Below are 12,745 nucleotides of genomic sequence, written 5' to 3' on the forward strand. Positions count from 1 at the left end.
CCCGTGGCCCACCACCAACTCCTCGCCCACGGCCTCGGCGTGCAGGCCCTGCGCGCCGCGGGCGCCCGAGAGATCGGCATCGCCGCCTCCCACAGCCCCGTCTGGACCGCCGGCGACAGCGACGACGACCGGGCGGCCGCCGAGCTCTACGACACCCTCACGAACCGCCTCTTCGCCGACCCCGTCCTGACCGGCACCTACCCGGCGGGCCTGGCCTCGCTGCTCCCCGGCCCCGTCGCGGAGGACCTCAGGACGATCTCGGCACCCCTCGACTGGTACGGGATCAACTACTACAACCCGATGCGGGTCGGCGCCCCGCGGCCGACCGCCGCCGCGGCGGCCGACACCGGCTCCTCCTTCGGCGGCATCGAGATCCCGCCGGACCTCCCCTTCGCCGTCCGGCAGATCGAAGGACGCGAACTCACCGACTTCGGCTGGCCGGTGGTCCCGGACGGACTGCGCGAACTCCTCGCCATCATGCGCGAGCGCTACGGCGACCGGCTGCCGCCCGTCTACATCACGGAGAACGGCTGCTCGTACGGTGACGGGCCGGACCCCGAGACGGGGCGCGTCGACGACGCCCGCCGGGTCGCGTACCACGACGGCCATGTGCGCGCGCTGCACGAGGCGATGGCCGAGGGCGCCGACGTCCGCGGCTACTTCATCTGGTCGATCCTCGACAACTTCGAGTGGGCGGAGGGGTACCGGCAGCGCTTCGGGCTCGTCCACGTCGACTACGAGACGCTGGCGCGGACGCCCAAGGAGTCGTTCGCCTGGTACCGCGACCTGATCAGGAGCGGCGGATGAACCGCCGGGGGACGGCGGCGGATGAACCGCCGCCGACCCGGCCCGCCGTGATCGCGGCCCCGGTCGTCACCCACTTCGGCGGCCACCCGGCCCTGTACGCCCCCGCGGGCGCCCTGGCACTCCCGGGGGCGGTCCCGGTACGCCGCATCCGCTCGGTCCCCTGCGACCACGGCACGCCGATCAGCGCGGGCGTGCCGACCCGCGCCCCCTCCGGGTCTCACGCCGGCCCCCGGTGGCAGACGGGCGAGGGGCGAAGCCGGGCGGCCCGGTGGGGGACCTCGGCCCCGGCCCTCAGACCTCGGGAAGGGACGGATCGGGTGTCCAGGGGGCCGGTGCGGTGACGGCCCAGCGTTCGTGGTCCCGCCAGCCCCCGTCGATGTAGAGGTAGTCGGGGGAGAGGCCCTCGTAGCGGAAGCCCAGCCGCCGGACCACCGCCAGGGAGGCCTTGTTGCCCGGCTGGATGTTGGCCTCCAGGCGGTGGAGCCGCAGCTCCGTGAACGCGTACTCCAGGACGGCCGTGAGTCCCTCGGTCATGTAGCCGCGCCCGGCGGACGGGGCGAAGGCCGCATAGCCGAGGGACGCGCCCTGGTAGCGGCCCCGGATGATCGAGTTGATGTTGACCATGCCGGCGGCCGCTCCCGTCTCCCGGACACGGATCAGCAGGCCCCGGTTGGATCCGTCGTCGAAACGACGCATCCAGGTCCGGAACTCCTCAGCGGTGGCGGGCAGTTGCATCCAGGGCCCGTGCAGCTCGGAGCTGGCGCGCACGAGCGAGCAGAACTCTTCCTGGTCGGCGAGGGTGAGCGGGTGCAGTGCGACCCGTGACGGATGGGTGATCATGGGCCAACGTTATCCCCGCACCCCGGCGGTCAGTGGATCCTGTGCTCCGTCCAGAACGGGCCGAGGTCCTTCGGGGTCGCCGCCTGGGCCGCGCGCTTGAAGTCCGCGGTGGTGGCGACACCCAGCCAGTGGTCCGCTGCGTAGCCGCGCAGCATGCCCGCCATCTCCGGGCCGCCGAGGACGCGCTCCAGGTCGTGCAGGGCACAGGAGCCGCGCCGGTAGACGACCCGGACGTACTCCGAGCGGCGACCGTCCGCGTAGTAGGCCATGGACCGGGTGAGGGCGGCCGTGTCGCTGGGCCACATGCCCTGGTCGTCCCAGCAGGTGGTGGTGTCGAGGCGGTAGTAGAGCTCGTTCGCGTACTGGGCGAAGGACTCGTCGAGCCAGGGCGAGGCGAACTGGTCGTTGCCGACGATGCCGTAGAACCACTGGTGGGCGATCTCGTGGACGACGGCGGACCCCTCGGGTTCGGTCCACAACAGGACGAGGCCGGGGAACTCCATGCTGCCGAAGTCGTCGAGGTTGTCGCTCATGACGAGGTCCAGCTCGCCGTACGGGTAGCGCCCGAAGCGCTTGCCGAACTCGTCGACCGAGCCGACGGCGTCCCGGAGATCGGTGGCGACGCCCTCGGGGGACGTGGTGGCGGTCCAGTACGCGTTCAGCCGGACCCCACCGGGCGTGGTCACCGTCTTCGACGCGAAGGGGCCCGCCGCCCACACGAAGTCCCGTACCCCGCGCGCGACGCTGGTGCTGACCGTGCGGCCGGGCGCGCCCGCGCGCCGGGTGGTGGTGCCCGTCGCGGGGACGACGAGCGGGCTCGGGTGGTCGAGGGCGACCCGGAAGTCACCGGCAAGCGAGTGGAAGCTCTCGCCGAAACCGACGTCCGGGTCGAGGTGCCGGCCCTGCGCGTCGCGCACGGACAGCAGCGGCAGCGCGTTGCCGAGATAGCGGTACGCGCCGTCCTTGCCGAAGCGGTGGACGCGGTCCGGGACGGTGATGGAGACGTCGAAGGAGACGCTCGCGCGTGCCCCGTGCGGCAGGGGCGCCGGCAGATCGATCCGCAGCGCGGTGCAGCCCACGGCGAGCGGCCGCGGTGTGCCGCCCGCGACCCCGCTCACCCGGACCGGGGACGGACTGCCCGGGGTCCCGCAGCCGTCGGTGCCGTTGCCCCACAGCCGTACGTCCACCGAACGCAGCGGCGTGCGGGCGGCGTTGCGGAAGGACACCGTCTGGCGGCCGGTCCAGCGCGAGCCGTCGTCGTCGGCGCGCAGTGCCACGTCGTACGAGGGGCGGTCCGGTGTCGCCGCCGGCCGGGGGGCCGCCGAATCCGTGGGGTCCGCCGGGGCCTGTGCCACGGCCGGCCGAGGGGCGAGCGAGAGGACGGCTGCGAGGGCGAGGAACAGGGCGGCTACGAGGACGAGGCGGGGCGCCCGCCAAAACCTGAACGAGGTCATGACAAGCACGCTAGAACGTGAGTACGCCCGGAAGGGTGTGTTCCGGGGTGACGCCGGAGGGCGCGCCATCGTGGTCGGGCGTAGCCGCACCGCCGTGGGCGGGTACGCGCGCACCGTCGTGGCCGGGCGCGGGCGCACCGCCGTGGTCGGGCCCGCGCGACCTTGGGCCGCCATCGGATCCGCGTCCACGCGGCCACCCGCGCGTACCCGCCGTCGCCATCGCCGCCGCCACCGTTTGACGCAACCTTTAACGTCACCTGCTGTGCGGACGCGCCGAGCCGAGGTGACCTTCCGCTGTCACGCTTCCCGTCGCGGTCGATGTTTCGCAATGGAATGGCCAAGTCCCCTTGATGGCTGGGTAAACGCCAGACGTGACCGGCGTTGATTCGCGAACGCAACGGCTTGACATGACTTGTGGTCTATGGCTGGCTGGGGACCGGTCGTGCTCGGGAACCTGTCAGAAGAACGGGTCTTCGAGCGTGACGTCAGCCCGGCGTCTTGGGTGCCGGGTCAACGGGGAGTGCCACCATGTGGCACACACAGGGATATCGGGGGATATCTATGTTCACGCGTAGCCGGCCCGGGTCGGCGCCTTCCGCACGCCGCCGGACGTAGCGGCTCTCACCGAGCTCTCGCGGCTCGCCGAAGGCGGCCCGCGTCGCCACAGTCTCCACAGGCCGCAAGCACTGGGTGCGCAGCGCTCCTGCCCTGCTCTGCCCCGCCCCGCCCACGTCGTCGTGCGGCGGGGCGGCAGGAGGCGTGCGCCCTCTTGGAACCGAAAGACGGAGTGACTCGTGAACAGTTTCGCCGGGCGCTTACCCGTGTCCACCGCGCAGCACGAAGTGTGGATGGCCCACCAGATGGACACCGGAGGCGCCCTCCACAACTGCGGGGGACACGTCGAGATCCGGGGGCGTCTGGACGAGGGCAAACTGGCCGAGGCGGTCCGGCGGGCCGTCGGCGAGGCCGATGCCTTACGCGTCCGGTTCGTTGCTGATGAGAAGGGCCACCCGTGGCAGTGGCCGGCCGATGTCGACGCCCCGCTCCACATCAGGGATTTCAGCGGGGAGAACGATCCCGCGGGCGCCGCGGAGGAGTGGGCGCGGTCGGACCTGGCCACTCCGGTCGACCTCGCGAAGGACGCGTTGTTCACCCACACGCTGCTGCGACTGGCCCCGGACCATTTCCTCTTCCACCTCCGTTACCACCACATCGTGCTGGACGGATACGGCCAGGTCCTCCACTGGCGCAGGCTCGCGCAGATCTACACCGCGCTCGAGCAGGGCACGCCGGTCCGCGAGAGGACCGCGGGCACACTCCGCGATCTCCTCGACGAGGAAGCCGGGTACCGGGCGTCGGCGGCCCAGGACAGCGACCGCGCCTACTGGCTGGGCGGCGCGGCCGACTGGCCCGAGCGCATCAGCCTGAGTGACCGAGCGGCCGGAACGTCCCGGCCGGCCGAGCGGTTCCAGCCCCCCGTGCGGGTCGAGCGGATCGACGAGACGGCCGCCGCGCACGGGACACCGTGGGCGGTCGTCGTACTGGCGGCGACTGCCGCGTATCTGCACCGGATCACCCAGCGGGACGAGATCGTCGTCGGACTCCCGGTGCGGGCCCGGACGACGCGCACCGCGCTGACCACGCCCGGCATGCTCGCGAACGTCCTTCCGCTGCGGCTGTCCGTACGCTCCGACATGCCGTTCCACGAGCTCGTCCAGCACGTCGCGGCACAGGCCGGTGAGGTGCTCGCGCACCAGCGGTTCCGTGGCGAGGTCCTGCGGCGTGAGCTCAGGCGCACCGGTGCGGCCGAGGAGTCCTCGGGTGTCGTCGTGAACGTGGTGTCGTTCGACGGGCGGCTGCGCTTCGCCGAACTCCAGGGCACCGTACGGCAGTTGTCCTCAGGGCCGGTGCGCGACCTCTCGATCGAGTTCTTCGGTGGCGCTGACGGCGCGGACCTCCACATGTCGTTCGACCCCAACCCGGAACTGCACGACGCCGCGACCGTGACCGCGCACCGCGACCGGTTCGCCGCCTTCCTGGCGACCCTCGTACGGGCGGACGCGCAGGTGCCCGTGGGGGAGATCGAGGTGCTGACTCCCTCCGAGCGTGCGCTGGTGGCGTCGGAAGCCGACGCCCACGCACGGGACTTCGACCTCACCCGGCCCCTCCACGAACTGATCGAGGAGCAGGCCGACCGGACGCCGGACGCCGTCGCCGCGGAGACCGGGGACGGCTCCCTGACCTACCGCGAGCTCGTGGGCCGGGCCCGGAACCTCGCCGCCCGCCTCCGCTCCCACGGGGTGGCGGCGGGCCAGGTGGTGGGCGTGTACGACGAGCGTTCGCCGGACCTGGTGGTGGAGCTGCTCGCCGTCCTGATGTCCGGGGCGGCCTATCTGCCGCTGGACCCCGAACTCCCCACCTCGCGGGTGGTGTTCCAGATCGAGGACTCCGGAGCGCGGATCGTCCTGACGCGATCGGACCTCGCCGGGAGGCTCGCCGGCGCCGGGGTCGCGGTCATCGCCGTCGACTCGCTGCCGCCCACGCCGTCCGAGCCCGGTCCGCTTCCGCGCACGGCCACGCCCGAGGACACCGCGTACGTCATCTACACCTCGGGGTCGACCGGTCGGCCCAAGGGCGTCGCCGTACCGCACCGCGGCGTGGTCAACCGGCTCCTGTGGATGCAGGAGGAGTACGGCCTCGGCGCGGACGACCGCGTCCTGCAGAAGACGCCCTTCACCTTCGACGTCTCGGTCTGGGAGTTCTTCTGGCCCCTGCTCACCGGCGCCGTGCTCCACCTGGCGGCCCCCGGCGCCCAGCGCGACCCGCGGGCGCTCGCCGACGTCATCCGCAGGCACGGGGTCACCACGGTGCACTTCGTCCCCTCGATGCTGGACCTCTTCCTCGCGGAACCCGCGAGCCGGGACCTGCCGGCCCTGCGCCGTGTCGTCTGCAGCGGCGAGGCCCTGCGCTCCGAGACCGTGGGCCGGTTCTTCGAGCGGTACGGTGCCGGCCCCGAACTGCACAACCTGTACGGGCCGACCGAGGCGTCCATCGACGTCACCCACTGGCGGTGCACCCCGGAGGACGCCCACAGGCCGGTGCCCATCGGGCGGCCGGTCGCCAACACCAGCCTGTACGTCCTGGACCGGGAGGGGCGCCCGCTGCCCCACGGAATCGCGGGCGAGCTGCACATCGGCGGCGTCCAGGTCGCCTCCGGATACCTCAACCGGCCGGAGCTCACCGCCGCGAGCTTCGTCGACAACCCCTTCGGCCCCGGCAGGCTGTACCGCACCGGAGACCTCGCCGTGCGCCGCGAGGACGGGGTCGTCCTCTACCGCGGGCGCCTCGACCATCAGGTGAAGGTGCACGGATTCCGCATCGAACCAGGCGAGATCGAGTCCGCGCTGCTCGCACACCCGGCCGTCGAGCAGGCAGTGGTCACGGCGCCCCTCGGCGACGACGGCCTGCGCCGGCTCATCGCCCACGTCGTGCCCGACGGTGCCGCGCCGGAACCGGCCGAGCTCCTGGAGTGGCTGCGGGAGCGCCTGCCCGCCTACATGGCCCCGGCGCACTTCGTCACCCTCGACGCCCTGCCCCTGCTGTCCAACGGCAAACTGGACCGCAAGGCGCTGCCGATGCCGGACACACGGCCGGTCCGCACCGTGACGCAGCCGCGGACCGCCGAGGAGAGCCTGCTCCACCGGGCGTGGCGCACGGTCCTGGGCGTCGACGAGATCGGCGTGGACGACTCGTTCTTCGTCCTCGGCGGCGACTCCATGCACGCCATCCAGGTCCGGGCGGAGGTCGAGCGGGAAGGCCGTACCTTCGAGGTCGCCGACCTGCTCCAAGGGCCTTCCATTCGCGAACTCGCCCGCATAGTAAGGCCGTTGGTCGAGCGTGAGGCCGCCGCCGACCGCGTACCCTTCGGGCTGCTCTCCGCGGCGGACCGGCTGCTCCTCCCGGACGGGCTCGACGACGCCTACCCGCTCAGTGCCATGCAGGCGGGCATGCTCTACCACGCGGCCTACGCCGAGGACTCCTCCGTGTACCGGGTGGTGACCAGCGCACGCGTGGCGACCCGCCTCGACCCGGCCGCCCTGCGGGCCGCGATCGACGACACCGCCGCCCGGCACCCGTCCCTGCGCTGCTCCTTCGACCTGGCCCGCTTCTCCGAACCCCTGCAGCTGGTCCACGGCCACGTCGAGATCCCGCTGGAGACCGGCCTGGACCTCGCCGGCCTGGACGACGAGGCCCGGTTGCGGGCCGTGACGGACTGGGTCGAGGCGGCCAAGTTCACCCGCTTCGACCCGGAGATCGCGCCCCTGCTGAAGTTCGTGGCGCATCCGTGCGGTCCCGAGGCGTTCGAGCTGTCGGTGATCGAGCACCACGTCGTCCTCGACGGGTGGAGCGACATGCGCATGCTGGAAGAGGTGGTCGACCACTACCGGGCGCGCCTCGCCGGCGAGGAACTCCGCCTGCCGCCGGTCCGCTCGGCCTACCGGGACTTCGTGGCGGCGGAGCGCCGCGCCCTGGCGGACGAGCGGGCACGTGACTACTGGACGGGACTGCTGCGCGGCGCCGAGCCCACCCGGCTGGTGTCCCGCACCACCGGACAGGAGCACCCCGACGGCGCACGGCCGGCCGCGAACCACCGCTACGACGTACCGGTCGACGACGAGGTGGCCGCGGCGCTGCGGGCCCTCGCCGGACGCGAGGGACTGCCGCTCAAGTCGCTCCTCGCCACCGCGCACCTCGCCGTGCTGCGGCTGGTCAGCGGCGACGACGAGGTGCTCACCGGCGTCGTGGCCAACGCCCGTTTGGAGGAGGAGGGCGGCGACGAGACGATCGGCGTCTTCCTGAACACGCTCCCGCTGCGCCTCGACGTGTCCACCGCCACCCTCCTGGACACCGCGCGACGGGTCTTCGACCACGAGCGCCGGTCCGCGGCCCACCGCCGCTACCCCTTCGCGCAGATGCAGCACGACGTGGGCGAGGGCCTCCAGCTGGACAGCTACGTCAACTTCATGGACTTCCACCGCGACCGGCACCGGTCGGCGGACGGTCTCATGGCCGTCACCGTGGGCGTCGCCGAGACCAACTACCCCCTGGCCGTGAACTTCCTGATCGACCCCGAGCTGGGCCGGCTGCAACTCTGGCTCGACTGCGACCTCGCCGTCCTGCCCGAGGAGTTCTGCGCACGCCTCACCGGCTACTACGAGCGTGCCCTGGCGACCGTGGCCCGGCAGCCGTCGGAACGGCTCACCTCCGTCGACCTCATGGATCCGGCCGAGCACGCCCAGCTGGCCGCGTGGAACGACACCGCCGTCGCGTACGACCCCGACGACACCGTGCACGGACGGTTCGAGCGCCAGGCGTCGGCGCACCCGGACGCCGTCGCGGTCGCCCATCGCTTCGACGAGCTGAGCTACGCCGAGCTGGAGTCCCGCGCGAACCGCCTCGCACACCATCTGCGCGGTCAGGGAGTCGGACGGGGAGACCTCGTCGGCGTGAGCCTGCGCCGCGGCGCCGACCTCGTCGTCGCTCTCCTCGCGGTGCTCAAGAGCGGCGCCGCGTACGTGCCGATGGACCCGTCGTTCCCCGGCGGACGGCTCGCGGACATCGCCGCCGACTCCGGCATCGGCTGTCTGGTCAAGGGACCGGGCACACCCGACGGGATCACCGCACCGCGTGTCGTGGACATCGCCGCGGACGCGAGGACCATCGAGCGGGCGCCGGCCACACCGCCGGACGTCGGGGTCTCCGGCGACGACACGGCGTACGTGATCTACACATCCGGCTCGACCGGCAAGCCCAAGGGCACCGCCCTCCGCCATCGCAACGCCGTCAACTTCTTCGCCGGCATGGACGAGCGCGTCGGCTGCGACCGTCAGGACGTCGTCCTCGCCGTCACCAGCGTCTCCTTCGACATCTCCGTCCTCGAACTGCTGTGGCCGCTCACCCACGGCGCCAAGGTGGTCGTCGCGGGAGAGCGCGTCATCACCCGACTCGTCCCGCAGTCGGAGACGAGGGAGCGGCCCCTCGGATTCAGCCTCTTCTTCTTCGCCGCGTCCGCGGGAGCGTCCCACCGCGAGGGCTACCAGCTGGTCCTCGACGCCGCCAGGTACGCCGACACCCATGGATTCGAGGCGGTGTGGACGCCCGAGCGGCACTTCCACGAGTTCGGCGGCCTCTACCCCAACCCCTCGGTGATGTCCGCCGCGCTGGCCGCCATCACCGACCGCGTCGCCCTGCGCTGCGGCAGCGTCGTCTCCCCGCTGCACGACGCGGTACGCATCGCGGAGGAGTGGGCGCTCGTCGACAACCTCTCGGACGGCCGGGTCGGCCTCGCGTTCGCCGCGGGCTGGAACTCCAACGACTTCGTCCTGCGGCCCGAGAACTTCCCGGTACGCAAGGAGCTGATGTCCGAACAGCTGGCGGAGTTCCGCAGGCTGTGGCGCGGCGAACCGGTGCAGCGGGTCGGCGGCAGCGGCGAACTCGTCGACGTACGGATCTTCCCCGCCCCCGTCCAGGCGGAGCCGCCGGTCTGGCTCACCTCGGTCGGCACCGTGCAGACCTTCGAGAAGGCCGGCGCGTCCGGCGCGAACCTGCTCACCCATCTGTTCGGGCAGAGCCCCGACGACCTGGCGGAGAAGATCAAGGCGTACCGGCAGGCCCGAGAGGCCGCCGGGCACACCGGGCCCGGACAGGTCACCGTCATGGTGCACACCTTCATGTCGGACGACCCGGAGCGGGCCAGGGAGCAGGCGCGCGAGCCCTTCCGCGACTACCTCCGCAGCTCCACCGAGCTGTGGCGCACGCTCTTCGCCTCCACCGGCAAGGACCTCCCGGAGATGGGCGCCGAGGAGCAGATCGACGCGGTGATCGACATGGCGATCAACCGGTACTTCGAGACCTCCGGCCTGTTCGGGTCGCCGGACACCTGCGTCGACCTCGTCCGCGCGCTGGCCGCCGCCGGTGTCGACGAGATCGCGTGCCTGGTCGACTTCGGCGTCGAGGCCGAGGCCGTCCTGGAGAGCCTCACCTGGGTCGACCGCCTCCGTGACAGCCATGACACCGAGGTCGCCGAGGGCGCCCACTCCTTCGCCGAGCTCTGCGAGCGCCACGGGGTCACCCTCGTCCAGGGCACCCCCTCACTCCTCACCGCGGTGGCCGCGGAACCCGCCGCCCTGGAGGCGCTGCGAGGCCTGCGCGCCCTGCTGATCGGCGGTGAGGCCTTCCCGTCGGGCCTCGCGCGGCGACTGCTCGAAGCCCTGCCCGAGGTACGGATCCACAACATGTACGGCCCCACCGAGACGACGATCTGGTCGACGGTGCACGAACTGGACGCGCTCCGGGACGCGACGGCCGACACCATCTCCATCGGCCGGCCGATCGCCAACACCGAGGTGCGCGTGGTCGACGACCGCGGCCGGCCCCTCCCCGTCGGCGTCTCCGGCGAACTGTGGATCGGCGGGGACGGCGTCGCCGCGGGATACGTCGGACGGCCGGAGCTGACCGCCGAGCGGTTCGTCACCGGCGTGGAGGGCACCGGCCGGTTCTACCGGACCGGTGACCGGGTACGCCGGCGCGCCGACGGCAGCCTGGAGTTCCTGGGCCGGGTCGACCGGCAGGTGAAGATCCTCGGTCACCGTGTCGAGCCCGACGAGGTGGAGAGCGTCCTCTCACGCCATCCGAGGCTCGACGCGGTCGCCGTCACAGCCGTCGACGGAGCCAACGGCACGGAACTCGTGGCCTACGTGTCTCCCGCGGACACCCTGTCCGACGCCTCGGTGCAGGACGCGCACGTCCGCAGCTGGGGCGAGGTCTGGGAGAGCGCCTACACCGCGTCCGACGCCTCCCCGCAGGACGGCGGCGAGTTCGCGGGCTGGCTCAGCAGCTACACCGGCGACCCCATCCCCGTCCCCGAGATGCGCGAATGGCTGGGGCACACCGTCGACCGGATCCGCGCGCTGCGCCCCACCGCGCTCGCCGACATCGGCGTCGGCGTCGGGCTCGTCCTGCGGAACCTGGCCGACCAGGTCGGCGAGTACCACGGCGTGGACCTCTCGCCCGCCGCGCTCACCGCCGCGGCCGCCTCCCTGGGACGACCGCTCCCCGCACATGTACACCTGGAGCAGTCCGGGCCCGAGTACCTGGCGCGCCTCGCACCGGGAAGCCTGGACACGGTGGTGATCAACTCGGTGGCGCAGTACTTCCCCGGGACCGACTACCTGCGCACCGTGCTCACCGACGCGGTACGCGCCGTACGGCCCGGTGGCGCGGTCTTCGTCGGCGACGTCCGCTCGGTCGAGATGCTGCCCGAGTTCCACACCGCCGTGGCGCTGCACCGGGCCGGACCGCTCCAGACGGTCGAGGAGATCCGCTCCGCGGTCTCCCGCCGGCTCCAGGAGGAACGGGAACTCTGCCTGTCCCCGGCCTTCTTCCACCGGCTCGCCGCCGACCTCGACGGTGTCGGCGAGGTCCGGGTCGAACTCAAGCGCGGCACGGCGGACAACGAACTCTCCCTCTTCCGCTACGACGTGACCCTGCTGATCGGCGACCGGCCGGCGACCGCCGCGACCGAGTGCCGTCTCTCCTGGGACGCGCTCGGCAGCGGTCTCGACGGCGTACGGCGGCGACTGGCCGGCAGCACCGAGGGCCTGGTGGTGACGGGCATCCCCAACCGGAGGCTGCTGCGGACCGCGGCCGCCGTCCGGGCGCTCGAGGAGGCCGACGGCTCGGCCACCGGCTGGGACCTGGAGCGGCTGCTGTGGGACCTGGACGACGAGGCCGGAGCCCGCCCGGAGGAGCTGTTCGACCTGGCCGCCGGGCAAGGACGCCAGGTCGGGGTCCTGGTGCCACCGGACGGCCGACTGGACACGTTCGACGCGGTGTTCGGCGCACCGATCCCCACCCACGACGACGCTGAGGACACGGAATGAGCGCGCCCCGACCACTCGCCAACGACCCGCTCACCTCGGCCTGGGCGGCGGGACTGCGCTCCTCCCTGCGCGCCTACGCGAGGACGCACCTCCCCGACGCCATGGTCCCGGCGCACTTCGTGGTGCTGCCGGAACTGCCGAAGCTGCCCAACGGCAAGGTGGACCGGGGGAGCCTGCCTCCGCTGACGGCCGAGGAGACCCCCGAGACCGCCTTCGTCGCACCCCGCACCCCGGTGGAGACACAGCTCGCCCGGATCTGGCAGGACCTCCTCGGTCTGCCGAAGGTCGGAGTGGAGACCAGCTTCTTCGACCTGGGAGGCGACTCCCTGACGGTCCTGCAGATGACCGCCCAGGTGCGGGAGATCTACGACGTACGCCTCGACCTCCGCAGGATGTTCGAGGACCCCACCGTGGCCCAGCTGGCGCGGATGGTCAGCTCCCAGGCCGACCCCACGGTGACCGGGGCCGGCAACCCCCGGGGCGTCACGAGCGAGGCCATGGCGGCCGACGCCGTGCTGCCGGCCGACATCGTCCCCGAGGAAGGGGCCGCACCGGCGTCGACGGGGCCGTACCGCACGGTTCTCCTCACCGGCGGCACCGGATACACCGGGGCCTTCCTGCTCCGCGAACTGCTCGACCGCTCGGCCGTCACGGTGCACGTCCTGGTCCGCGCCGACGGGCCGGACCAGGACGTGCACCGTG

General features: G+C 72.5%; 5 protein-coding genes. 3 read left to right on the forward strand and 2 right to left on the reverse strand.

Annotation, left to right across the window (positions count from 1 at the left end):
* On the forward strand, nucleotides 1–807 hold an 807-nt coding region (locus tag AOK00_RS21625), incomplete at its 5' end, for a glycoside hydrolase family 1 protein (protein ID WP_159041818.1).
* Nucleotides 808–1,098: 291 nt separating this feature from the next.
* On the opposite strand, the gene AOK00_RS21630 is transcribed toward AOK00_RS21625, so the two are convergent.
* Together AOK00_RS21630 and AOK00_RS21635 are read right to left on the reverse strand one after the other, a co-directional pair.
* Complete coding sequence (locus tag AOK00_RS21630) at nucleotides 1,099–1,647, reverse strand: GNAT family N-acetyltransferase (protein ID WP_055601949.1); 549 nt, start codon at nucleotides 1,645–1,647, stop codon at nucleotides 1,099–1,101.
* A 29-nt stretch (nucleotides 1,648–1,676) separates the two neighbouring features.
* Nucleotides 1,677–3,101 (reverse strand): M1 family metallopeptidase, encoded by a 1,425-nt coding sequence (locus tag AOK00_RS21635; protein WP_055601951.1) that lies wholly within the window; start codon nucleotides 3,099–3,101, stop codon nucleotides 1,677–1,679.
* 794 nt (nucleotides 3,102–3,895) lie between these two features.
* Here AOK00_RS21635 and AOK00_RS21640 point away from each other — a divergent pair.
* Complete coding sequence (locus AOK00_RS21640) at nucleotides 3,896–12,043, forward strand: non-ribosomal peptide synthetase (RefSeq protein ID WP_216822259.1); 8,148 nt, start codon at nucleotides 3,896–3,898, stop codon at nucleotides 12,041–12,043.
* Nucleotides 12,040–12,745 (forward strand): phosphopantetheine-binding protein (locus AOK00_RS21645; protein WP_173861607.1); only part of this gene is annotated, 706 nt, incomplete at its 3' end. The genes AOK00_RS21640 and AOK00_RS21645, both read left to right, overlap by 4 nt.

The sequence above is a fragment of the Streptomyces aureus genome (assembly GCF_001418135.1).
Taxonomy (GTDB): Bacteria; Actinomycetota; Actinomycetes; order Streptomycetales; family Streptomycetaceae; genus Streptomyces; species Streptomyces aureus_A.

What these genes read in the sequence shown, in the direction of transcription:
- AOK00_RS21630 (WP_055601949.1), bottom strand. Translation starts at nt 1,647, where the DNA reads ATGATCACCCATCCGTCACGGGTCGCACTGCACCCGCTCACCCTCGCC.
- AOK00_RS21635 (WP_055601951.1), bottom strand. Translation starts at nt 3,101, where the DNA reads ATGACCTCGTTCAGGTTTTGGCGGGCGCCCCGCCTCGTCCTCGTAGCC.